Here is a 23,374-nt window from a genome sequence, read left to right as displayed (position 1 = left end):
CGCCCCCGCACCGGGCGCCCCCGGCACCCGTCCACCACAACGACCCACAGACCTGACGAGCAAGGACATTCATGACCCCGACCGACACGGCGACGGCCCTCCCGGCCCGGCAGACCCTGCCCGCCGAGGAACGCCACGCCACCGAACTCGACTTCCTCGCCGCCCACGACCAGGGCCCCCGCCCGCCCGGCTGGCGTCTGACCCCGCGTTCCGTGGTGACCTTCGTCTGCGGCAGCGGAGGCGACGCCCTGAAGCTGGCCGAGCCGCACGAGACGCTACCCGACAAGATGGTGATCGCCCCCAAGTTCGTCGGCGAACGCGCCCTGGTCGAGCGGTGCGTGGTGACCCTCGCCGGAGAGCGGGGCCTGCTGCTGGTCGGCGAGCCCGGTACGGCCAAGTCGATGCTCTCCGAGCTGCTGTCGGCCGCCGTGTGCGGCACCAGCGCGCTCACCGTGCAGGGCACCGCCGGCACCACCGAGGACGCCTTCCGCTACGGCTGGAACTACGCCCTGCTGCTCGCCCAGGGCCCGACCCCGCAGGCGCTGGTCGACTCGCCGGTGCTCGGGGCCATGCGTGCGGGCCGGGTGGCGCGGGTCGAGGAGATCACCCGCTGTCTGCCCGAGGTGCAGGACGCCCTGGTGTCGATCCTGTCCGACCGCCGGGTGAGCGTGCCCGAGCTGTCCGGGACGGACGACGCCCAGGTCCCGGCGGCGCCCGGGTTCACCGTCATCGCCACCGCCAACCTGCGCGACCGGGGTGTCTCGGAGATGTCGGCCGCGCTCAAGCGGCGCTTCAACTTCGAGACCGTGCACCCGATCGCGGACGTCGACGCCGAGACCGCCCTCGTCCGGCGGCAGGCGGAGGCGGCCGTTCAGCGGGCGGGCGCGGCCTTCGGCGTCGACGACGCCGTGCTCGACGTGCTGGTGACCGTCTTCCGTGATCTGCGCGCAGGGCGCTCCGCCGAGGGCTGGGACGTGGAGCGGCCCGGCACGGTGATGTCCACCGCCGAGGCCGTGCAGGTCGCGGCCTCGCTCGGGGTGGCCACCGCGTACCTGCCCGGTGGGGACGCCCTCGACCTCGTCCCCGGACACCTGCTGGGCGTGGTCCGCAAGGACGACCCGGCCGACCACGCCCGGCTGCTCGGCTACTGGGACGGCCCGGTGCGCCGCCGCGCCGAGGACGGCTCGGCGATGTGGCGCCGCCTCTGGGACCTGCGGGAGAACCTTCGGTGACGACCACTCAGGACCCGCGGGAGGCCGTCACGGCCCTCGCCGACTCCGCCGCGCCGTACCTGCTGGGGGTACGGCACCACAGCCCGGCCCTCGCCGCGGCCGTACCCGCCCTGCTGGACGCCTCCGGCGCCGAGGTCGTCTGTGTGGAGCTGCCGGCCGACTTCCAGCACTGGCTCCCCCACCTCGCCGCCCCCGGCACCCTGGCCCCGGTCGCCCTGGCCGGGGCGAGCGAGGGCGGACGGCTCGGCTTCTACCCGTTCGCCGACTTCTCCCCCGAACTCGCCGCGCTCCGCTGGGCGCGGGAGCGAGGGGTGGAGGTGGTGTGCTGCGACCTGCCGATGTCGGATCCTGCGTGGAGCGCGGACGGGTTCGGTGTGCGCGTGGGAGAGTCCGGTCCGGGCACGGACGGCCCGGCACCGGGCACCGACGGCCCGGCGTCGGACATGGGTGGGGCCAGGTCGGCGGCAGCGGGCCCGAGCCCGGCCACGGACACGCGGAGCGCGGTCGCCGAGGCCGCGCCCCTCGCCTCGCCCACCGCCTTCGCGGCCGCGCTCACCGCCGCCGGGACGGGCCGCGACGGCGACGACCTGTGGGACCGGTGCGTGGAGGTGCTCGCCCCCGGCTGCGCCCCCGAGGCGATCCGCCGTGCCGCCCTCGGCGTGGGGTGGGCGCTGCGCCGCGACGCCGAGTCGGCGGGCGGCGTGCCGTCGGTGGACCTGGCCCGCGAAACCCATATGCGGGACACGATCGCCCGCGCGGCGGCGGACGGCCGCCGGGTCGCGGCCGTGATCGGCGCGTTCCACGCCCCGGCGCTCACGGCCGCGTCCGCGACCGGCCCCGCCGAGGCGGAGAAGGGGGCGCGGACCCTGAGCACGACCGGAGCCGGGGCCACGGCGGGATCCCGGGGAGCGGGCCTCGACGCGGACCACCCGTCCGTCGTCACCTCCCTCGTTCCGTACGCCTTCGACCTGCTGGACTCCCGTTCCGGGTACCCGGCGGGCATCCGGGACCCGCGCTGGCAGCAGGCGGTCTTCACGGCCGCCGGTGATCCCGGGCAGCTGCGGGACGCCGCCGCGCGGGCGATCACCGATGTGTGCCGGGAGCTGCGCGCCGCCGGGCACACGGCGGGCACGGGCGAGGCCGCGGAAACCCTGCGGATGGCGTGCGACCTGGCCAGTATCCGGGGGCTCTCGGCCCCCGGCCGGGGCGAGGTCCTGGAGGCGCTGACGACCGTGATGGGCCAGGGCGAGCCGCTCGGCCGGGGCCGGGCTCTCGCCCGGGCCCTCGAAGTGGTCCTGGTCGGCACCGACCGGGGCCGGACCGCGCCGGGCACCCCGCGTTCCGGGCTCGGTCCCTCCGTGGAGGCGGAGCTGGCCGCGCTGCGGCTGCCCGGCCCGGACGACCCCGCCGCGCGCGAACTCCGCCTCGACCCGCTCCGCTCCGCGCTCGACAGCCGTCGCGAGACCCTGCTTCAGCGCCTGGCGGTGTGCGGCGCGGGCTACGGCGAGGCCGTGGAGGTGGCCGGCACGGGCGACGGGACGGCCCTCACGACCCGGTGGCGGCTGTCGTGGACGCCCGCCGTCCCCGTACGGCTCGACCTGGCCGGGATACGGGGCGTGACCTCGGCGCTGGCCGCCGAGGGCACCCTGCGGGAGACCTTCCGCCGGGAGTCGGCGGACGGCGGACCCACCTGCGCGCTGGTGCTCGCCGGGCTGCGCGCGGCGGCCCGCTGCGACCTGCCCGCGCTGGTCGCCGACCGGCTGGCCGACGCCGCCGCCGTACTCCCGGCGGCGGCCACCCTCCCCGAACTCCTCGAAGCGCTCGACCTGTTGGAGGCCCTGCGCCGGGGCCATCTGCCCGGCACCACCGCCGAGGGCAGGCGGTCGGCCGCCGAACTGGCCGTCGACCTCCTGGAGGCAGCCGTCCGCGCGCTGCCCGGCCTCGCGGGCAGCGACCAGCCGGAGGACGCGGCCGCGCTCGTCGCCCTCGCCTCGCGGGCCGGTGAACACCGCCTCGGCCTGCGCATGGACGACGCCCTGGGCACCCTCGCGCGCACCGGCTCCCCGCTGATCCAGGGCGCGGCGCTGGCCGCCCGCGTCCTGCTCGACCTCGACTCCGCCGACACCCTCGGGGCACGTGCCGCCGGCTGGATCGACACGGCCACCGGGCCCGACAGCCGGCTGGCGCTGGCCCGCCGCCTCAGCGGCCTGCTCAGCGGCGCGGCCCCGCTGCTGCAGTCCGCGCCGACCGCGCTGGACCCGCTGCTCGACCGTATCGACACGCTGACCGACCAGGGGTTTCTGGACCGGCTGCCCGCCCTGCGCGGCGGCTTCGACACGCTCACCCCGGCCGGCCGCGACCGCCTTCTCGCCACGGTCACCGAACGCCTCGGCGACCGCCTGGACCTGTCGCTCGGCGCCTCACCGGCACTCCTCGCCCTGTGGACGGCGGCGGACAGGGCGGGCCTTGCGGCCGTCGACTCGCTGCGGCTGACGGCCGGTACGGCCCCGGTGGGGGTGGTCGAGGACGCCGAGAGTGCCGCCGTCCCCCGCACCATCGCCGCCCCCGCCGACCCCGTGGTCACCGGGACCGCCGAAGCCGCGGTACCCACCCCCGCGGCGTCCGGCCTCCCGCACCTCACCCCCACCGACCGCTGGCGGCTGCTCCTCGGCCGGGAGAGCGAGAAGCTGCCGCGGGGTGCCCGCCGTTACGCGCACGCGCTGGACGAGCTGTACGGCACCGGCCGGGGCGAGGGTTCCTCCGATCTGGGACGGGAGGGCGGCCCGGGCCGGGCCGGCGGTCAGGACACGTCGTTCCCCACGGCCCGGGAGTGGGCCGAGGAGCTGGACGCGCTGTTCGGCGCGGAGGTCCGCGAGGAGGTGCTGGCACGGGCCGCCGACCAGGGCCGTACGGACGTCCTGGCCGAGCTGGACCCCAAGGCCGTGCGTCCTTCGGTCGACCTGCTGACCTCCGTGCTGTCCCTCGCCGGGGGAATGCCCGAGCAGCAACTGGCCAGGCTGCGCCCGCTGGTACGACGTCTGGTCGAGGAACTGGCGAAGGAACTCGCCACCCGCATGCGCCCCGCGCTGACGGGTCTGGCCACGCCGCGCCCGACCCGCCGCCCCGGCGGCCGGCTCGACCTGCCGCGCACCCTGCGGGCGAACCTGGCCCACACCCGCCGGACGGCGGACGGCCGGACCGTGGTGGTACCGGAGCGGCCGGTGTTCAGCACCCGGTCCCGCAAGGAGGCGGACTGGCGGCTGATCCTCGTCGTCGACGTGTCGGGGTCCATGGAGGCCTCGGTCATCTGGTCGGCGCTGACCGCTGCCGTGCTGGGCGGTGTGCCCACGCTGTCGACGCACTTCCTGGCCTTCTCGACCGACGTGATCGACCTGACCGACAGGGTCGACGACCCGTTGTCGCTGCTGCTGGAGGTGCGGGTCGGCGGCGGCACCCATATCGCGGCGGGGCTGGCCCACGCCCGTTCCCTGGTGACCGCGCCCAGCCGCACCCTGGTGGTGGTGGTGAGCGACTTCGAGGAGGGCTATCCGCTGGGCGGGCTCCTCGGCGAGGTACGGGCCCTCGCGGGTTCCGGGGTGCATCTGATGGGCTGCGCCGCCCTGGACGACACCGGCACCCCGCGCTACTCGGTGCCCGTCGCCCAGCAGCTCGTCGCGGCCGGGATGCCCGTCGCCGCCCTCAGCCCCCTCGCCCTCGCCCGCTGGGTGGGCGACCGCCTCCGCGGAGAGAGCCGATGAACGCCGAACTGCCCCCGGCGGCCCCCGATGTGGTCGCCGCCGCCGTCGAGAGTCTGACCTCACGGCTGCGCAAGAAGCTGGACGCCGCGATCGAGACGTACGCGGCGGTGCCGGTCACGACCGACGGCGGCGCCCTGCGCGTCCGCTGCGGCGAGGACGCCGAGGTGACGCTCACGCCCGGACCCTCCGGTGCGGTGACCGACGCCGAGGCAGCGGTGTGCAGCTGCCTGCTCGCACCCCGCTGTCTGCACCGCGCCGCCGTGCTGAGCGCCTGCCCGGTGGCCGACGCCACCGCCGACGGCCCGAGCGGGGAGACGGCCGGCGAAGTCACCGGAGCCACCGGCGCGGCCGACTCCGAAGCGACCGTGCCGGCCCGCGTCGCGGTCCCGCTGGGCACCGCGGACCCCGACGGCACCGAGGGCGGAGACAGCACGGTCCCGCCCCCCGCCCCCGAGGCCACGCCCCCCACCCCCGCCCAGGCCGCCGCCGCGGCCGGCCTCTGGGCCGCCACCGCGGCCGTGCTCGCCGCCGGGGTCCCGGCCGCGGGCGCGGTGCCCCAGGCGGAGTTGCTGCGGGCCGCGCACACCGCGCGGCTCGCGGGGCTGCACCGCGCCGAGGCGGCCGCGCTGCGGGTGGTGCGCGGGCTGCGCGGTGCCCGCGCCCGGCACGAGGGCCACCGGCTGGCCGACCTGGTCGCAGGCGTGCGCGAACTGCTGCTCACCACCAGCCTGTTGACGGCGGCGGATCCGGATCCGGCCCTCGTCGGCACGGCCCGCCGCGCCTACCGGCCGGGCGGCAGTCTGCGGGTGCACGGGGTGTGCCGGGAGCCGGTGATCTCGGCCACCGGTTACGGCGGAGTCGTCACCCATCTCGTCTCCGACGACGGGCGCTGGTTCTCGATCGCCGACGTCAAACCGGGCGGCCCGGCGCGCGCCCGGGGCGCCGGCACGGCCACCGTAGCCCTCGGCTCGGGCACCGTCGACCACGCCGGGCTCTCCCGTGGCGGGCTGCTGATCTCCGGGGCCACGCTCTCCCCGGACGGCCGCCTCGGCTCCGGCAAAGGTGTGCGTGCCACTCCGCTCACCGGCCTGTCCTGGACGTCGGGACCGCTCGCCGCCCTCTTCGCCCGCCCCTTGGCGGAGGCGGTGGCCGAACGGCTCACGGTCACCCCCGGCACGGATCCGGAGCAGGCCGAGCAGGCGGCCCGCAGGCTGATCGGCTGCGACCTGGTTCTCGTCGGCGCGGTCGGCGACCAGCTGCTCGCCCGCGAGGTGTCCCCCGTCGGGACATCGGCCGGTGAGGGCCTGCTCGTCCGGCTGACTCCGGCGAACAGCCATCCGGACCTCGCGCACACCGCCAACTTCCGTCAGCTCGCCGCCCGGCCCGGCCTGCGGCTGCGTGTGCTCGGCCGCCTCGAACCGGACCGCGCCGCCACGCTCCGCCCCCTCGCGATCGGCCCGGCTCCGGGCACGGAGGCCACCGTGCGGCTGCCGGACGACTGGCACGGCCACGCCGATCTGGGCTACGACCGTCTCCAGGGCGCGCACTTCCCGCCGCCGGACGCCCTTTCGGCCCCGGACGGCCTCGTCGGCGTCCCGGCCGACCCGCTCGCCGAGGCTCCGTTGTGGCGGCTGCGCCGACTGGTGGAGGTCGCCGTCTCCGGGGGCCGCCGCGCGGTGGCCGAGCCGGCCCGCGACGGCGACCGCGACGGAGCGGGCGCGGCCCTGCGACGGGGCGGCTTCCATGCGGCCGCGGGCCTGTCGGCCGCGCTCACCGCCGAGGCCGACCGCCGCTCCCGCGATGTCTTCGGCCGCATCACCGATCCCGACCCGGCCCCCTACGCCCGGGCCTGGCTCGCCACCGCGGTCTACCTGGCCGCCACCGAACGCGCCCTGATCCAGGCCACCTGGCAGCCGACCGCCCCCGGCTCCTGACCCCGTTCCGCCCCGCCCGACGCGCCCGTCCCGGTCCCCCGACCGGGACGGGCGCGTCGCTCAGACCCGGGCCGCCGGCCGCGGTACCGGTTCCTGCGCCTCCCCGTGGGGGGGTGGGCGGCCGGTGCTGGTGCAGGCTTGCCTCGAGAGCGTCGAGGGCCTGCCGGGCGGCCAGGATACGGACGCGGAGTTCGTCCTCGGGGGCAGTGGTCCGCCCTTCGCCGGCCAGGGGCGCCGGACCCGGTGTACCCAGCGCCTCTTCCTGCGCACGACCCCGTTCCGCCCGCGCACGCGCCCCCTCCTCCTCTTCCCGTTCCATCTCACGGGCCTCGTCGAGGGAGCTGATGACGACACCGATGAGGACGTTGACGAGGACGAAGGAGGCGAAGAGGACGTAGGAGGCGTAGTAGACGATGCTCCAGCGGGAGATCTCCAGGCCGGCGCGGACGGCGTCGCCGAGGCCGTCCAGGGTCATCAGGAGGAAGAGGGTGAGGACGGCGCGGCCGAGGGAGCCGAAGTGTTCGGGGTCGTGGTCGGCGAAGAACACCCAGCCGACCATGGCGTAGACGTACAGCAGCAGGGCGCCGACGAGGAGGAAGCTGAAGGTGCCGGGCAGGCTGCGGCCCACGGCGACCATGAAGACGCGCAACTGGGGCAGGAAGCGGGCGGTGCGCAGGACACGGGCCAGGCGCAGCAGCCGCAGGACGGTGCCGTTCTCGCGGGCGAAGGGGAGAAGCGCGGAGGCCACGACGGCCAGGTCGAACAGGTTCCACGGGTCGCGCAGGAAGTCGCGGGGGCGGTCGGCGTGCGCACAGGCACGCAGGAGTATCTCCGCGGTGAAGGCGACCAGGACGGCGTGCTCGGCGAGGCGTAACCACACACCCCAGCCCGCCACCAGCGCGCTGTACGTCTCCACGCCCAGCAGCGTCGCGTTGGCGAGGATCAGGGCGAACACGGTGACGCCGAACCAGCGGGCCTCCGTGACGGCGCGGGCCCATTCCGCGAGCGCCCGGCGCAGGGGCCGCCGGCTCGTGGGCGTGGGGTCGTGCGGGTCGTGCGGGTCGGTCATCCTGCTGTACCTGCTCCTTCGCGCAGCGCGATGTCCCGTCGGCCGCGATGGCCGGCGGGACAGTTCGAGCGATCATGCTCCAGGAGACTTCTACAGCACTGTCGATGCGCGGTGTGCCGGGACGGCCGGTCAGGCCGCCCGGGGTTGCAGATAGCGCGCCAGCAGGTCGTCCAGGGTGACCAGGCCGGCCAGGCGGCCCGTGTCGTCGTGGACGACGGCGAGGGTGGCGCGGTGCCGGCGCAGGACATCGATCGCGTCGGCCACGGTCGCCTCGTCCGGCAGCTCCGGTACGGGCCGGGCGAGGGCCCGTGCCGTGACCGTCCGGCCCCTCGTGCGGGCGACCAGGGCGTCACGGGCGTGGATCGAGCCGAGGACGGTGGTGTCCCCGGCGCGGACGAGGAGGCGGGTGCGGTCGTGCGCGGCGGCGGCGCGGAGTACGGCCTCGACGTCGGCGTCCGCGTCGACCGCGCTGATCTCGGCGGCCGGGATCACGAGGTCGCGGACCGGGGTCGCGGGCTCCGTCAGCGAGCGGGTGATCAGTGCGGAGTCGGTCGCGCTGATCAGGCCGAGGCGCTGCGACTCCTCGACGAGGTGCGTGAGCTGCTCGCGGTTGTGCACGGACGCCAGCTCGTCGCGCGGGGTGACCCTGCACAGTCGTACGAGGGCGTTGCTGACCCGGTTGAGCACCCCGATCAGCGGCCGTACGGCCCTGACCACGGCCCGGAAGGGCGGGGACAGCAGCATCGCGGAGCGCTCGGGGTGGGCGATGGCCCAGGACTTGGGGGCCATCTCACCGACCACCATGTGCAGGAACACCACGACGACCATGGCGACGGCGAACGCGACACCGTAGCTGAGGGCGCTGGGCAGGCCCAGGTCGTGCAGCAGGGGGTCGAGTTCGTGGGAGATGGCGGGCTTGGAGACGGAGCCTAGGCCCAGGGTGCAGACGGTGATGCCGAGTTGGGCGCCGGCCAGCATCAGGGACAGCTCGCGCATTCCGGCGAGGGCCGCCTTGGCGCCGCGCTGTCCGGTGGCCGCCGCCTGTTCCATGCGGTGGCGTCTGGCCGCGACGAGCGCGAACTCGGCGGCGACGAAGAACCCGCTGCCGATCAGCAGCAGGACGGTGACGAAGAGCGCCACGGGGAAGCTCATGCCTGTTCCTCCTCGCGCTCGCGCGCGGGCAGCCGCTCCAGGCGGACCCGGGCCGGTACGTGCCGGTCGAGCTTGGTGACGTCGATGACCACGCGCCCGCCCTCGGGCAGGTCCACGGCGAGCCGGTCGCCGATGGCGGGGAAGCGGCCGAGGCGGTCCACGACCAGTCCGGCGACGGTGTCGTAGTCCTCCTCCTCGGGCAGGTGCAGACCCGTGGCGTCGGCGACCTCGTCGAGGCGGCGCCCGGCGTCCACCAGCCAGCCCGTGCCGTCGGCGACGGCGAGTTCGGTGACGGTGTCGGACTCGTCGGCGATGTCGCCCACCAGCTCCTCGGCGATGTCCTCGTAGGTGACGATGCCGGCGACTCCGCCGTGCTCGTCCAGGACCACCGCGAACTCGTCGTCCTGCTCACGCATCCGGGTCACGGCGTCCGGCAGCGGCAGGGTGTCCGGCAGGAGCAGCGGGCGGCGGGCCAGGGCGCCCGCGGTGGTGGCGGTCAGGGGCCCGGCGGGCAGTCGCATCAGCTCGCGTACGCCGAGCACGCCGGTGACGTCGTCCGGGTGGTCGCCGAGCACCGGGTAGTTGGAGTGGCCGTGCTTCGCGATCAGTTCGACCGCCTCGGCGGCGGAGGCGCCCTCGCGGACGAAGACGGCGGTCACGCGCGGCACCATCACCTCGTCGAGGGTCCGCTCGGAGAACTCCAGGGCGTGGTCGAGCAGTTCGGCGGTGTCCCTCGGCAGTTCGCCCTGCTGGTGGGACTCACCGATGAGGTGGCCCAGCTCCTCCAGGGTCGCGCCGTGGTGCAGTTCCTCGACGGGCTCGATGCCCACCTTGCGCAGCAGCCGGTTGGCCACGCCGTCGAAGACGTGCACCACCGGGCCCACGACCTTCAGATAGGCGAGCGTGGAGGCGGCCAGCGACTTCGCGAGGCGCTCGGGGACGGCGAGCGCGAGGTTCTTCGGTGCCAGTTCGCCGAGCACCATCTGGACGACGGTGGCCGCCACGAAGGCCAGGACGACGGAGATCGGGCCGACCGCGCCCTGCGGGACACCGATGCCGGTCAGGGCCGGTTCGAGCAGCGCGGAGACGGACGGCTCTGCGATGAAGCCGACGACCAGGCCGGTGACGGTGATGCCCAGCTGGGCGCCGGACAGCATGAACGACAGCCGCTCCAGCACGGTCAGGGCGCGGGCGGCCCGCCGGTCGCCCGCCGCCGCGTCGCGCGCGAGCGCGAGCCGGTCGGCGGAGACGTACGCGAACTCCTGGGCGACGAAATAGCCCGTACCGGCGGTGAGGACGAGGACGGCCAGCAGCCCCAGTACAGCGTTCACGGCACTCATCGAGCACCACCCCGTCGCGTGCCGCGATCGCTTCGGTCAGCCGAGTTTCGGCGAGGTGGTCGGGGACTGTGCCCCGGGGAGTCCGTCGGTCTGGCGGACACGGGCTTGCTCCTTCAGTAGGTGTGCAGCACGTGAACGATTCTGACCCGATCCTCGTTCCCGACCGCGATCGCCCCCGACCGGCGCGGCGCTCCCCCGCTGCCTCAGGAGCCGCCGGCCCTGACCGGACCCTTCTCGTACGCGATGACGACGGCCTGGGCGCGGTCGCGCAGGCCGAGCCTGGAGAAGATGCGGGCCACGTGGGACTTCACGGTGGCCTCGCACGGACGGACAGATGGCAACTTAGGGCGACCTTACCGCGCTTCCCGGCCGGATCGAAGACCTCACGGCCGCCGGGGCGACAACGCACCCCTCACCCGGCCGGAAGTGCTCGCCGCAGGATCGCGTCCAGGTCGGCCGAGCCGGGAAGCGTGCCGTAGGTGTGCCCCCACTCACCGCCGAGCCGGGTCGCGCAGAACGCGTCGGCGACCGCGGGCGGGGCGTGCCGGACCAGCAGGGCGGCCTGCAAGGTGAGCGCCATGCGCTCCACCAGACGGCGGGCACCGGACGGGTCGGCCTCGCGGACCGCGTCCTTCAGCCGGGCGGCGGCCGCGTCGAGCCGGGCGTCCGCCCCGCGGGCCGGCGCGAGTTCGGCGAACAGTGCCTCCGCGGTGTCGGGCTCACGGGTCAACGCCCGTAGTACGTCGAGGGCGTTGACGTTCCCCGAGCCCTCCCAGATCGACAGCAGGGGTGCCTCGCGGTAGTGCCGGGGCATGCCTGAGTCTTCCACGTAGCCGTTGCCGCCCAGACACTCCAGCGCCTCGGCGGCGAAGGCCGGGCCCCGCTTGGTCACCCAGTACTTGCCGACGCCGGTGGCGATCCGGCGGAACATCCGCTCGCCCTCGTCCCCGCGCACCGACCGGTCGGCGGCGCCCGCCAGCCGCAGGGTGAGCGCCGTGGCCGCCTCGGACTCCAGCGCGAGATCGGCCAGGACGTTGCGCATCAGGGGCTGATCGAGGAGCCGCGCGCCGAAGGCGGAGCGGTGCCGCGTGTGGTGGCCCGCCTCGACGAGCGTCCTGCGCATCAGCGCCGCAGAGCCCATCACACAGTCCAGCCGGGTGCAGTTGACCATCTCGATGATGGTCTTGACCCCCTGCCCCTCGGGTCCGACCCGCCAGGCCACGGTGCCGTCGAACTCCGGCTCCGAGGACGCGTTGGAGCGGTTTCCCAGCTTGTCCTTGAGCCGCTGGATGCGGAAGGTGTTGCGGCTGCCGTCCGGCAGGACACGCGGCACCAGGAAACAGGTCAGCCCGGCCGGGGCCTGGGCCAGCACCAGGAACAGATCGCACATCGGCGCCGACGTGAACCACTTGTGCCCCCGCAGGGTGTACACCCCGGGCTCTGAACTCGCCGTCGCCGCCGTGGTGTTGGCCCTCACGTCGCTGCCGCCCTGTTTCTCGGTCATCCCCATCCCGGCGAGCAGCCCGCGCTTGCCGGTGGGCACACCCAGGCCCGGGTCGTACTCCCGGCCGGTCAGCAGCGGTTCGTACACGGCGGCCAGCTCCGGCTGCCGGCGCAGCGCGGGCACGACGGCGTACGTCATCGAGGTCGGGCAGGTGTGCCCGGCCTCGGTGTGGCCCCACACCAGCGCGCCCGCGATACGCGCGACATGGGCGCCGGGCCGGTCGTCCGCCCACGCGGCGCCCGCCAGGCCCTCGGTCACCGCGGTGCGCATCAGGTGGTGCCAGGCGGGGTGGAAGTCGACCTCGTCGACACGGTTGCCGTAGCGGTCGTGGGTGCGCAGCTCCGGCTCGTACCGGTTGGCCTGCTCGGCCCACTCCTGCGCCTCGGCGCCACCGGCGACGAGCCCCAGCCGCCGGACGTCCTTCTCGGCCCACTCCGCGCCCTCCCTGCGCAGCCCCTCCAACAGGGCCACGTCCTCGGAGGCGTCGTACGGGACGAGGGGCGGGGGCTGGTTGGTGACGTCGTGCGTGGCGTACTGCGGCTGCGTGTGCGCGCGTGTCGAGACCATGCGGCGAGTATTACACCATTGCTGCGGCTGTAGCTATGGCGTAATAAAGATCCGGTGCCCCGTACAGTACGGAGTCATGCAGACGAACGTGCCGGGGCGGCCCACCGAGCTGGAACTGCGGCCACTGTCCGCTCGGTCGGTCGTCCTCAGCCTGCTGCTGGGCATGCATCCGCCGGAGCTGCCCGTGAAGGATCTCGTGCGCCATGTGGAGCCCTTCGGGGTGGCCGGTTCCGCGCTGCGGGCCGCGCTCAGCCGGATGGTGTCGGCCGGGGACCTGCGGCGCGCGGACGCCGTCTACGGCCTCAGCGACCGGCTCCTGGACCGTCAGCGCCGCCAGGACGAGTCGGTGCACCCCGAGACCCGGCCCTGGAACGGCGACTGGGAGATGGTCGTCGTCACCACGACCGGCCGCCGCCCCGCCGACCGCGCCGACCTCCGCGCACGGCTGACCGCCCTCCGGCTCGCCGAGCTGCGGGAGGGCGTGTGGCTGCGCCCCGCCAACCTGCGACGAGCCCGGACACCGGAGTTCGGCCCGACGGTCGCGTACTTCACCGGCCGCCCGGAACAGCCGGCCGCGACCGCGACCGGCAACGACCCGAGGCCGGCCGACGGCCCGACCGCGCGGGACTCGGCGGCCGGGGCAGACCGCCCGACCGCCGGGGACCTGCCCGCCAGGCATCTCGCGGCGAGCCTGTGGCCACTAGAGGACTGGGCCGCCACCGCCGGGACCCTGCTCGCGCACATCGAGCGGACCCGCCGTCCCGCCGACCGCTTCACCGCCCTCGCGGCCGCCGTACGGCATCTGCTGGCCGACCCCGTGCTGCCCCCGGAACTCCTGCCGAAGGGCTGGCCCGGCCCCGAACTGCGGGCCGCGTACACGACGCATCGGCGAGAGCTGGTCGAGACGATCCTGGGGCACACCCCGGACCAGGAGCCGCGAGCCTGACCGCAGCCGACGGCCGATGACCGGCGAGCTGCGAGCTGCGAACAGCGATCAGGGCCGCCCCTCACCCCACCCCTGCGTCAGCCCCGCCCCTCGACCGCCCCCGCGATCAGCGCCACCAACTGCTCCCCCACCTGGTCGAGCGGCCGGGTGTTGCGCTTGGCGCGGCACATGGCGGTGGCGCCCTCGACCGAGGCCACGACCAGGGCGCCGAGGGCGGACGCCCGCTCCGGGTCGACGCCGTGCTCGCGCAGCGCGTCGGTGAGCAGTCGCTCCCAGCCGTCGAACGCCTCGGCGGCAGCGGTGAGGGCCGCCGGGATCTCACCGTCCGGTGGTTCCTCCACGGACACCGCGAGCACCGGGCAGCCGACACGGAAATCGCTGTCGACGACGATGCCGCGCCACAGCGCCAGGAACGCACGGACCCCCTCGACCGGCCCCTGCTTCAGCGCCTTGCCGAGGGCGCGGACGATGGCCGTGTCCGCGTACCGCACGGCCTCGGTGGCCAGTTGCGCCTTGCCGTCGGGGAAGTAGTGGTAGGTCGAGCCGAGCGGCGCCTTGGCGTGCTTAGCCAGGTTCCGGATGCTCGCGGCGTGCAGGCCGCGTCTGCTGATCAGGTCGGCCGCCCCGGCCACGATGCGTTCACGGGACGGCGTGCCGCCGTGGATCAAGACCGTGCTCCCCTCTGGTTATATCGCCTGTCATAGTCTAACGTGATCTCCGCTTATGGCGACCGTCATAGACCGTGCGCAGGTCGCCGATCCGCCTCCACGACCCGCACGCCCGAAGGGACCCCTCCATGCCGATGATCCGGCTCACCGCTCCCGCCGGTTCACTGACCGAGGAGGGCCGCGCGAGCGTCCAGCGCGAGCTGGCCGCCGCGATGCAGCGCTGGGAGGGTGCGCCCGATGCCCCCTTCTTCCGCGCCCAGGCGTGGAGCTATCTGATCGAGCTGCCCGAGGGGGCGCAGACCACGGCCGAGGACGACGCGCCGCGCTTCCTCGTGGAGGTGACGGTCCCACAGGGGGCACTGTCGGAGCGGCGCAGGGCCGGCCTGGTCGAAGAGGCCACCAAGATCGTCCTCGAAGCGGCCGGGCTCTCCCAGGACGACGCCATGCGCGTGTGGGTGCTGGTGAACGACCAGCCCGAGGGCACCTGGGGCGCGGGCGGTTCCCTCATCCGCTTCGCCGACCTCGTGGCCCTTGCCGAGAAGCAACGCGAAGGTGCGTGAACCGGGGCCGCGAACCGCGCCGGAGGCGGCTCCCTCGACCCGCGCTTCCCCGACCCGCGCCTCCTCGACCCGAGCTTCCGCGTCGACGCCAGCCCCTCCCCGCCCGAAGCCCCACCACCGCTCACCGATGTCCGACGGGGACCCGAGATGAACGCACCCCTCACCGGCCCGCCGCACGGCGGCGCCTCCCGGCCCACGGACGGAGAGCTGGAACACCGGCGGACTGCCACGGCCGAGCTGGGCCGTGAACTGCGGGCCCTGGTGGACGCGACCGTCCGTACGACTGCTTCGGCGGAGGTCCTGCACGGCGTGACGGACGGCGTCCGCCGTATCACCGGGCGGCTGACCGGCCGGCTGCGGACCAGGGCGGAGATCCCGGACCTGGACGAGTTCCCCGGCGGGACGAGGATGTTCAGCCCCGTCACCGGCCTCGGCAGTCCCCTCGCCCCGCCCGTGCGCGTGACACCGGCGGACGGTGGCGGCGTCCTCGGCCGGTGCACGCTCGGCATGGCGCACGAAGGACCGCCCGGCTACGCGCACGGCGGGGCGAGCGCGATGCTGCTCGACGAACTGATGGGCCGGGCCTGCGGCGCGGCCGGTCTGCACGGCATGACCGTCTCCCTCCAGGTCCACTACCACCGGCCCGTCCCCGTGGAGACGGCCCTGCGCCTGTTCGCCCGGGTCACGGGCACCGACGGCCGCAAGATCTTCGTGCACGGCTCGATCGACACCGAGCAGGACCGGTCCAGCCCAGCGGCCCCCGCCGTCACGGCGGACGGCGTCTTCGTCTCCCCCGACCCGGACCGCCTTCGCACCCTGTTCCCGCATCTGGGAGACACCCCGTGACGAACTCCCCGCGTGCGTGCCGTCCTTCGGACAGGCCGACGCACCCCTGTGACCCCTCGGTGATCAGCACGCCGTAGCCTCCCTGTCGGCCCGGGAGTCCACAGGATCGACGATCGATCAGGGGACGGCATACGTGACAGTGAGAGCGCGCTGCGGCTGCGGGGCGCCACCGACGACGTACTGGGCGCACAGGCCGCCGATTTCGAACGCCGGCTCACCCCCTGGTCGTACGACCCACGGGCCTCCTCACAGCTCGGCGCGGCGGTGGTGGCCACCCCCGGGCCGTAGGGCCGAGGCCGGTGACCTTGCCTCAGGCCGTGGGATCGAACCAGGTGACCGTGTCGGACATCGTCTGCTTGATGCGGAACAGCGCGAACTCGCTCAGGACCGGCAGGGCGTCCAGCGAGAACCAGCCGACCTCCAGGGACTCGTCGTCGTTGACGCGTGCCTCGCCGCCGACGGCACGGCAGTGGAAGGTGATGTCCATGTACTGGCAGACGTCCCCGTTGTCGTACCGCACAGGGTCCAGGGCCTGGACGAGGACGACCCGCTCGGCCACGCACCGGACCGCCGTCTCCTCGTAGACCTCCCGCACGGCGCAGGCCGCCGGTTGCTCCCCCGGGTCCGGGATGCCGCCGATGAGCGACCACTTGCCGTTGTCGGAACGGCGGCCCAGCAGCACTCTGCCCTCGTCGTCGAAGACGAGGGCGGTGACTCCGGGAAGCCAGAGCAGCTGGTTGCCGGCGGAAGCACGGAGTGTGCGGATGAAGTCAGGGGTAGCCATGGAGCCGACCCTAACGGGCCGGTTCCCTCACTCCCGCCGTTCCGCCACGCGCACACGAGGCGTACGGCTACACGCCACCGGCGCGCCTCCCGCGCACGCCCGCCGCGATCGCCCAGCCGAGCCCACCGGCCGCGACCAGCACCAGAAGCATCTCGGGCGCGATGCCGAGCTTGGTGGCGGGCGTCTCCGAGGAGCGCAGCGGCACCTTCTGCACCAGCGAGTCGGGGACGAACATGCCCGTCTTCTGGGTGATCCTGCCGTCCGGCATGATGATCGCACTGACGCCGCTGGTCACCGGCACGGTGACGGTACGGCTGTGCTCGACGGCGCGGACCCGGGACATGGCGAGCTGCTGGTAGGTCATCTCGCTGCGATCGAAGGTGGCGTTGTTGCTCGGCACCGAGATCAGCTGGGCGCCGTCGACGACCTCGGAGCGCACGGCCCAGTCGAAGGCCGCCTCGTAGCAGGTGACGAGACCGACCTTGGCCCCGTCCATGGTGAAGACACCTGGCTCGGTGCCCCGGCTGAAGTCCTGGCGGACCATGGACGTCCACTCGCTGTTGATGGCACCGATGAGCGACCGTAGGGGCAGGTACTCGCCGAACGGCTGGATCTGCCGCTTGTCGTACGTGTCGACGGGGCCCTTCTCGGGGTCCCAGAGGATCTGCTCGTTGTAGAGCCTGCCGTCCCGCTCGACGACACCACCGACGGAGATGGGGGCGCCGATGGCGGCGGCCGCCTTGTCGATCACCGCGCGGGCGTCGGAGTTGGCGAAGGGGTCGATGTCGGAGGAGTTCTCCGGCCAGAGCACGAAGTCGGGCCGGGCGACCTTGCCCGCCCGGACGTCGGCGGCCAGCCGCTCGGTCTCCTTGGCGTGGTAGTCGAGCACGGCCCGCCGCTGGGCGTTGAAGTCGAGCCCCAGGCGCGGCACGTTGCCCTGGATGACCGCCACCGTCGCGGTGCCGTCCTCCGCCGTGTCGCTCACCAGGGCGCGGGACGCGAGGGCGCCGGCCAGGGGGACGGCCACGGAGAGCGCGGCCACGGCCGCGGTGCCCCGGCGCAGGGCCGCACCGGTCCGGCGGTGGTGGACCACCAGCCGGACCGCTTCGTACAGGCCGAACCCGCACAGGACGACGGCGAAGCCGAGCACGGGGGTGCCGCCGAGCGCGGCCAGCGGCAGGAAGACGCCGTCCGCCTGACCGAAGGCGATCTTGCCCCAGGGGAAGCCGCTGAACGGGGCACGCGCGCGTGCCGCCTCACCGGCGACCCACACCGCGGCGGCCCACACCGGCCAGCCCGGCAGCTTCGACACGGCGGCGACACCCGCGCCGACGAGCGCCACGAACACCGCCTCGATCACGACGAGCGCGAGCCACGGTCCGGGGCCCACCTCCACACCGGTCCACACCAGCAGCGGGAGCAGGAAGCCGAGACCGAAGAGGTAGCCGAGACCGAGGCCCGCCTTCCAACCGCGTCCGCGCAGCACCCAGCCGAAGACCGCGAAGGCCGGCAGGGCCAGCCACCACAGGGTCCGGGGCGGGAAGCTGACGTAGAGCAGCACTCCGGAGAGCGCCGCGGCGGCGGCCGGAAGGAGCCGGCCGGCCCATCGGGAGACCCGGGAGACGGGCGCGGCCTGGGGTTCGAGCTGTTCCGGCTCGTCTACGGGAGTGGCGGTGACGGTCACTCGGGGAGTGTACGGCGCGTCACCCCGGCGCCGACAGCGCGGCCCGGGCGTCCGGGGTGAGGCTTTTGTCGTACCCCTGCCGCAACGTTCCTGCGCAACTCGTCCACAAACCGGCGCATCACCCGTTACGGTGTGCGCGAGCCTCTGACGTGCGGCCGGACCACATCCGGGCGGTCGAGGCCCGGCACAGGTGCGAGGCGTCGGGGGGCGACGGGTTGGGGTCCACGAGGACGCGGTCCGCTGCCGGAGCGGCGGCCGCGCACGAGAGACGGAACGTCTCCGATGTCACGGGTGTGCTCCTGCTCGGGGCGTGCGCCGCCTGGTCGCTGACCACGGCGGCGGCGCGGGGCGGCCGTCCGGAGGGCGTGCTGCTGGCGGTGCTCGCCGTGGCGGCCGGCTACGCGGCGGGCCGGATCTGCGGGGCGCTGCTGCCGGTGCTGGCACCGTCCGTCGGCGCGCTGGCCGGTTTCGGTCTGGCGGTCACCGCCCCGCACACCGGGGCGGCCTCGCCGCTGATCTCGCCGCTCGGGCACACCGGGGCGACAGCCGCGCTGCTGGCCCTGTCCGCGGGCGCCGCCTGCTGTGCCGCCTGGGCGGCCCGCTCCCCCAGGCGGCGGCTGGCCCTGCGGCTGCTGGCCTGCGGCATGGCGGTGACGGCGGCCGTGCTGGGCTCGACCACCGGCTTCGCCGCGTGCGTCGGGGTGCTGCTGTGCTCGCTCGCGGCGGCCCGGATGCGACACCGGGGCCTCGGACTCGCGGGGCTCGCGCTCGCCACGGCCCTGGTGACGGCGACGGTCTGGGCGACCGCCGAGAACGCGCTGCCGGCCGGACTGACCGACTCGCTGGAGGGGCAGCTCACCGGGCACCGAATCCTGCTGTGGCACGACGCGCTCGGCCTGGCCCACGACGAACCGCTGCTGGGCACGGGGCCGGGCCGCTTCGGGGAACTGAGCCCGACGGTCGCCCTGTCGCTGCCGTCCGACGACAAACCCCATTCGGCGCCGTTGCAGCTGGCGGCCGAGCAGGGGCTCGTCGGGGTCGCGCTGCTCGCCGCGGTGTTCGGCTGGATCCTGTACGTACTGTGGCGGGCCCCGCGCTCCACCCCGGTCGTCCTCACCGCCGGGGCGGCCCTGACCGCGCTGGCCGCGATCTCCTCGCTCGGCAACGCGCTGAGTTTCACGACGGTGACGGCGGGCGCGGGCCTGCTGGCGGGCATGGCGACGGCCCGGCCCCTGACCGACGAGGACGACGGCACCGGCCCGTCCGGCTCCGACGACCGCTAGCGCAGCGGCGGCCGGGACGAAGGTCGTCAGCGCGCGGCGCCGGACGCCTTCGGGCTCAGCCGGGCGCGAATGACACGCACGGCCGTCTCGGCGTTGTCCACGGTGATCGTGAAGGTGTGGCCGTCCCAGAGGCGCAGCACCACCGCCTCCCCCCGTCGCACGACGACGGCGGTGCCCTTCTCGGGCCGCCAGCGGTAGCCCCAGCCGCCCCACTGGTGGGGGGTGACACAGGCGGCGAAGTCGGCGTCGGCGACCTGGGACAGGGGGATGCGGCGACGGGGCACGCCGATGTGACCGCAGCGGACCTCCAGGCACTCGTCGTCGACCTTCACGGAGACGTGCACGAAGGCGAGCGTGCCGAAAAGGACGAGCAGTCCGGCCGCGATGCAGCCGACGACCGCCATGACGAGCGGGGCGGTACCGGACGTCCACGCCGAGTCGACGGCGAGTTCGATGCCCAGTGCCATGCAGGCGGCGCCGCCGAGTGCCAGCAGCCATTGGCCGCGGTTGGTCGCGCGGCCGGTCCATACCTCGGGGTGCGGGTCCGCGGGGGTACCCGTCTCGCCGTGGGGGTGGTCCCTCATGACTTTGAGACTACTCAGATTCCGCAGCGCGGGCACCTGGTCGCGGAGCGTCACTGCTCCGGGTGGACGGCCGGCACGGGAGCGGTCGTGCGGAGCAGACTGCCCTCCGCGTAGGCCAGCGCGGGGGCGGGCAGCGAGCCCTCACGGCCGCTGAGGATGACGGTCAGCGTCGACCCGGTCCAGTCGGCCTCGGGCTTCGGCAGCTCGCCGATGCGGCGCAGCGCCTGCGCGGCCACGGCGCCGGCGGAACCGTGCAGGACCAGCGGCGGCCGGCCGGGCTGCTGGACGGCCGCGCGAATGCGTTCGGCGACCAGCTCGTAATGGGTGCAGCCCAGGACGACGGTCGTCACGTCCTCGGGCGTGAGGGCGGCGGCCGCGGCGATCGCGGCGTCGATCGCCGCGTCGTCCGCGTGCTCCACTGCTTCGGCCAGGCCCCAGCAGGGCACTTCGGTCACCGCCACCCCGTCGGCGAACTCCTCGATGAGGCCGCGCTGGTAGGGGCTGCCGGTGGTGGCGGGCGTGGCCCAGATGGTGAAGGGGCCGCCGCCGGACGCGGCGGGCTTGATCGCCGGGACGGTGCCGATGACCGGCAGGCCGGGTTCGAGGAGAGCGCGCAGGGCGGGCAGGGCGTGCACGGACGCGGTGTTGCAGCCGACGATCAGGGCGTCGGGCCCGTGGGCGGCGGCGGCCGCCGCGACGGCGAGGGCACGTTCGGTGAGGTCCTGCGGAGTGCGCGGGCCCCAGGGCATGCCGTCGGGGTCGGAGGAGATCACGAGGTCCGCGTCGGGCCGCAGCCGCCGTACCGCGGCGGCGGCGGGGAGCAGACCGATACCGGAGTCCATGAGCGCGATCTTCACCCGGCCACGATAGACGATGGCCTCGGTACGGCCGCCGCCGTGGGGCAGACTGCGGACGTGAGCGCCATCGCGTGGACCGCCGCCGGATCACTCGCCGCCTGGTTGTGGCTGCTGCTCGGCCAGGGCTTCTTCTGGCGCACGGACGTGCGTCTGCCACCCCGCCGGGATCCCGACGACTGGCCGTACGTCTGCGTCGTCGTCCCCGCCCGCGACGAGGCTGCCGTGCTGCCCGAGAGCCTGCCGTCGCTGCTGGCCCAGGACTACCCCGGCCGGGCGGAGATCTTCCTGGTGGACGACGGCAGTTCGGACGGCACCGGTGACCTGGCCCGCGACCTGGCCCGACGGCACGGCGGACCGGCCCTGACGGTGTCCTCGCCCGGCGAGCCGCCCCCCGGCTGGACGGGCAAGCTCTGGGCCGTGCGGCACGGGATCGAGCTGGCACGCGCGCGGGGACCGGAGTTCCTGCTGCTGACGGACGCGGACATCGCGCATCGGCCGGACAGCCTGCGCGCACTGGTGGCGGCCGCGCGCACCGGCGGCTTCGACCTCGTCTCCCAGATGGCCCGGCTGCGCGCCGAGAGCCCGTGGGAACGGCTCGTCGTGCCGGCCTTCGTCTACTTCTTCGCCCAGCTGTACCCGTTCCGGCGGATCGGCGTACGGGGTTCGCGCACGGCGGCGGCGGCGGGTGGCTGTGTGCTGCTGAGCGCCGAGGCCGCCGAGCGGGCGCGGATCCCGGACGCGATCCGGCAGGCGGTCATCGACGACGTGGCCCTGGCCAGGGCGGTCAAGAGGAGCGGCGGCCGCATCTGGCTGGGGCTGGCGGAGCGGGTCGACAGCGTGCGGCCCTACCCCCGGCTGCGCGACCTGTGGCACATGATCGCGCGCAGCGCCTACGCCCAGCTCCTGCACAACCCGCTGCTGCTGGCCGGCACGGTCCTCGGCCTCACCCTGGTCTACCTGGTGCCGCCCGTCGCGCTCCTGACAGGGCTGCTCGCCCGGGACCCGGCCGCGGCGCTCCTCGGCGGGCTCGCCTGGCTGCTGATGACGGCGACGTACCTGCCGATGCTCCGTTATTACGGTCAGCCCCTGCGGCTCGCTCCGCTGCTGCCGTTCACCGCCTCGCTGTATCTGCTGATGACGGTGGACTCCGCGGTGCGGCACTACCAGGGGCGCGGCGCGGCCTGGAAGGGCCGCACCTACGCACGCCCGGACGCGGTCCCGGACGAGGGCTAGCCCCCGGTCCGCGCCCCTCCTCCGATGAGAGGGGCGCGATGGGGGCTATTTCCTGCCCGGGGTCCAGTTCATTCCCCACCCATAGGCGTAGTCGACCGTACGCTGCGGGCTCACGCCGCGTTCGGGGACGAGGTAGCGGGCCTCGCGCTGGACGATGAGGTCGCCGCCCTGGTTGGTGATGAGGGCGAGCGCGCAGACGGTGGAGGGGACCGTGCACTCGTCGAGGGAGAAGTCGATGGGTGCGCCGTGCTGCGGCTGGAGGGTGACCGTCGCGTGCAGGTCGGCGAAGGAGCGGGCGCCCTCGTAGATGGTGACGAAGATGAGGATGCGCCGGAAGTACTGCTTGTGGTCGAGGTTGACGGTGAGGTTCTCGCCGCTGCTGACGGCGCCGGTGCGGTCGTCGCCGTCCAGGTGGATGAAGGGCGGCTGATGCAGCGACCCGAAGGCGTTGCCGAGCGCCTGGACGACGCCCTTGCTGCCGTCGGACAGTTCGAACAGGGCGCACAGGTCGAGATCGAGGTCCGCGTGCATGGCGACGGCCCGGCCCAGTTTGCTGCCCCACCCCTTGAACTGCTTGCGCACCTCCCAGTTGAGGTTCACGCGCATGGCGCCGGATGTGCCGCCCTGCTTGGCCAGGGAGACCGCCGGGGCCTCCTTGGTGAGCGTCACCTTGGTGAGGCGGACCGGGGCGGGGGGCACGGTGGGAGGGGCGGGCGGCGGGGGCGGGGCGGTCGTCACCGGCGGCGGCACGGTGACGGCAGGAGCGACGGGCCTGGGCGCGGCCACGGGAGCGGGGGCCGCCGCCTGCTGCGGTTCGTCCACGCTGATGCCGAAGTCGGTGGCGAGCCCCTCCAGTCCGCTGCTGTAGCCCTGGCCGACGGCGCGGAACTTCCAGGCGCCCTGTCTGCGGTAGAACTCCCCGAGCACGAAAGCGGTTTCGGCGCCGGCGTCCGCGCTGTCGTAGCGCGCGATCTCGGTGCCCGCCCGCTCGTCGAGCACCCGGATGTGGAGCCCGGGCACCTGCCCGAAGGTGCCACCGTCCGCGGAGGCGGCCACCACCACGGTCTCGACGGCGGGCTCCACGCGCGCCAGGTCGACGACGAGCGACTCGGTCACCTGGCCGCCGGCGTCCCGCTTGCCCTCGTGCCGGACCGCGCCGGAGGAGTGCGCGGGCTGGTTGTAGAAGACGAAGTCGGCGTCCGAGCGCACCTTTCCACCGACGAGCAACAGCGCCGAGGCGTCCGTGTCGGGTACACCCGGTCCGGAGTGCCGGCCAAGTTCCACGCGCAGCGCGGTCGTCGGCACCGCGGTGTTCGATCCTTTCGGCATTGACATGTCCGCCCCCATCAGAAGGTCATCCAGAAGGTCGTCAC

At 74.5% G+C, this 23,374-nt stretch carries 18 protein-coding genes and 1 pseudogene; 8 read left to right on the top strand and 11 right to left on the bottom strand.

Annotated features, from left to right (window positions below):
- The first annotated feature begins 71 nt into the window (after window positions 1-71).
- From ACWCRJ_RS05985 to ACWCRJ_RS05975, 3 genes are read left to right on the top strand one after another with little or no spacing between them, the layout of a single operon-like run.
- Entirely contained in the window at window positions 72-1,232 is a 1,161-nt protein-coding gene (locus tag ACWCRJ_RS05985; RefSeq protein ID WP_450938117.1) for an ATP-binding protein, read from the top strand.
- Window positions 1,229-4,990, top strand: a complete 3,762-nt coding sequence (locus ACWCRJ_RS05980; protein WP_450938116.1) for a DUF5682 family protein — start codon at window positions 1,229-1,231, stop codon at window positions 4,988-4,990. The genes ACWCRJ_RS05985 and ACWCRJ_RS05980 overlap by 4 nt, the downstream gene beginning before the upstream one ends.
- A complete protein-coding gene (locus ACWCRJ_RS05975; protein WP_450938115.1) occupies window positions 4,987-6,924 on the top strand; it encodes a hypothetical protein in 1,938 nt (645 codons plus the stop codon). The genes ACWCRJ_RS05980 and ACWCRJ_RS05975 overlap by 4 nt, the downstream gene beginning before the upstream one ends.
- Before the next feature lie 94 nt (window positions 6,925-7,018).
- Here ACWCRJ_RS05975 and ACWCRJ_RS05970 read toward each other — a convergent pair.
- From ACWCRJ_RS05970 to ACWCRJ_RS05950, 5 genes and pseudogenes are all read right to left on the bottom strand, one after another.
- Window positions 7,019-7,993 (bottom strand): annotated as a pseudogene (locus tag ACWCRJ_RS05970) (ion transporter); the annotation flags it as partial.
- Window positions 7,994-8,122: 129 nt separating this feature from the next.
- Window positions 8,123-9,145, bottom strand: coding sequence for a hemolysin family protein (locus ACWCRJ_RS05965; RefSeq protein ID WP_450938114.1), 1,023 nt, complete (start codon window positions 9,143-9,145; stop codon window positions 8,123-8,125).
- Window positions 9,142-10,485 carry a hemolysin family protein gene (locus ACWCRJ_RS05960; protein ID WP_450938113.1) on the bottom strand — a complete coding sequence of 448 codons (1,344 nt, stop codon included), beginning with the start codon at window positions 10,483-10,485 and terminating at the stop codon, window positions 9,142-9,144. Before ACWCRJ_RS05960 ends, ACWCRJ_RS05965 begins: the two co-directional genes overlap by 4 nt.
- Window positions 10,486-10,688: 203 nt before the next feature.
- The gene (locus tag ACWCRJ_RS05955) at window positions 10,689-10,796 is read right to left on the bottom strand and encodes a hypothetical protein (protein WP_450938112.1); all 108 of its coding nucleotides are present in this window, start codon (window positions 10,794-10,796) and stop codon (window positions 10,689-10,691) included.
- A gap of 101 nt (window positions 10,797-10,897) precedes the next feature.
- Window positions 10,898-12,556: an acyl-CoA dehydrogenase family protein gene (locus ACWCRJ_RS05950; protein ID WP_450938111.1), complete on the bottom strand. Its 1,659-nt coding sequence runs from the start codon at window positions 12,554-12,556 to the stop codon at window positions 10,898-10,900.
- A 76-nt stretch (window positions 12,557-12,632) separates the two neighbouring features.
- Here ACWCRJ_RS05950 and ACWCRJ_RS05945 point away from each other — a divergent pair, with 76 nt between their 5' ends.
- On the top strand, window positions 12,633-13,502 hold the full coding sequence (locus ACWCRJ_RS05945; RefSeq protein ID WP_450938110.1) for a PaaX family transcriptional regulator C-terminal domain-containing protein: 870 nt from the start codon (window positions 12,633-12,635) through the stop codon (window positions 13,500-13,502).
- A gap of 77 nt (window positions 13,503-13,579) precedes the next feature.
- On the opposite strand, the gene ACWCRJ_RS05940 is transcribed toward ACWCRJ_RS05945, so the two are convergent.
- The gene (locus ACWCRJ_RS05940) at window positions 13,580-14,170 is read right to left on the bottom strand and encodes a TetR/AcrR family transcriptional regulator (RefSeq protein WP_450938109.1); all 591 of its coding nucleotides are present in this window, start codon (window positions 14,168-14,170) and stop codon (window positions 13,580-13,582) included.
- 128 nt (window positions 14,171-14,298) lie between these two features.
- Here ACWCRJ_RS05940 and ACWCRJ_RS05935 point away from each other — a divergent pair, with 128 nt between their 5' ends.
- Together ACWCRJ_RS05935 and ACWCRJ_RS05930 are read left to right on the top strand one after the other, a co-directional pair.
- Complete coding sequence (locus ACWCRJ_RS05935) at window positions 14,299-14,730, top strand: tautomerase family protein (RefSeq protein ID WP_450938108.1); 432 nt, start codon at window positions 14,299-14,301, stop codon at window positions 14,728-14,730.
- 147 nt (window positions 14,731-14,877) lie between these two features.
- Window positions 14,878-15,576 carry a PaaI family thioesterase gene (locus ACWCRJ_RS05930; RefSeq protein WP_450938107.1) on the top strand — a complete coding sequence of 233 codons (699 nt, stop codon included), beginning with the start codon at window positions 14,878-14,880 and terminating at the stop codon, window positions 15,574-15,576.
- Window positions 15,577-15,886: 310 nt separating this feature from the next.
- Here the strand turns inward: ACWCRJ_RS05930 and ACWCRJ_RS05925 are convergent, their stop codons facing one another.
- Complete coding sequence (locus tag ACWCRJ_RS05925; protein ID WP_450938106.1) at window positions 15,887-16,360, bottom strand: NUDIX hydrolase; 474 nt, start codon at window positions 16,358-16,360, stop codon at window positions 15,887-15,889.
- Between the two features lie 67 nt (window positions 16,361-16,427).
- The gene (lnt, locus tag ACWCRJ_RS05920; RefSeq protein ID WP_450938105.1) at window positions 16,428-18,044 is read right to left on the bottom strand and encodes an apolipoprotein N-acyltransferase; all 1,617 of its coding nucleotides are present in this window, start codon (window positions 18,042-18,044) and stop codon (window positions 16,428-16,430) included.
- A 293-nt stretch (window positions 18,045-18,337) separates the two neighbouring features.
- On the opposite strand from lnt, the gene ACWCRJ_RS05915 reads away from it, so the two are divergent.
- Window positions 18,338-19,327: an O-antigen ligase family protein gene (locus ACWCRJ_RS05915; protein ID WP_450938168.1), complete on the top strand. Its 990-nt coding sequence runs from the start codon at window positions 18,338-18,340 to the stop codon at window positions 19,325-19,327.
- A 26-nt stretch (window positions 19,328-19,353) separates the two neighbouring features.
- Here ACWCRJ_RS05915 and ACWCRJ_RS05910 read toward each other — a convergent pair whose 3' ends face one another.
- Together ACWCRJ_RS05910 and ACWCRJ_RS05905 are read right to left on the bottom strand one after the other, a co-directional pair.
- The gene (locus ACWCRJ_RS05910) at window positions 19,354-19,911 is read right to left on the bottom strand and encodes a hypothetical protein (protein WP_450938104.1); all 558 of its coding nucleotides are present in this window, start codon (window positions 19,909-19,911) and stop codon (window positions 19,354-19,356) included.
- A 50-nt stretch (window positions 19,912-19,961) separates the two neighbouring features.
- On the bottom strand, window positions 19,962-20,768 hold the full coding sequence (locus ACWCRJ_RS05905) for a glutamate racemase (protein ID WP_450938103.1): 807 nt from the start codon (window positions 20,766-20,768) through the stop codon (window positions 19,962-19,964).
- 57 nt (window positions 20,769-20,825) lie between these two features.
- On the opposite strand from ACWCRJ_RS05905, the gene ACWCRJ_RS05900 reads away from it, so the two are divergent.
- On the top strand, window positions 20,826-22,001 hold the full coding sequence (locus tag ACWCRJ_RS05900; RefSeq protein ID WP_450938102.1) for a glycosyltransferase: 1,176 nt from the start codon (window positions 20,826-20,828) through the stop codon (window positions 21,999-22,001).
- Window positions 22,002-22,046: 45 nt separating this feature from the next.
- Here ACWCRJ_RS05900 and ACWCRJ_RS05895 read toward each other — a convergent pair whose 3' ends face one another.
- Entirely contained in the window at window positions 22,047-23,336 is a 1,290-nt protein-coding gene (locus ACWCRJ_RS05895; RefSeq protein WP_450938101.1) for a TerD family protein, read from the bottom strand.
- Between the last annotated feature and the right edge of the window lie 38 nt (window positions 23,337-23,374).

The organism is Streptomyces sp. NPDC002324, from assembly GCF_053593335.1.
The sequence above is the reverse complement of the archived record's forward strand: the minus strand, read 5'-3'. Positions and strand labels throughout refer to the sequence as shown.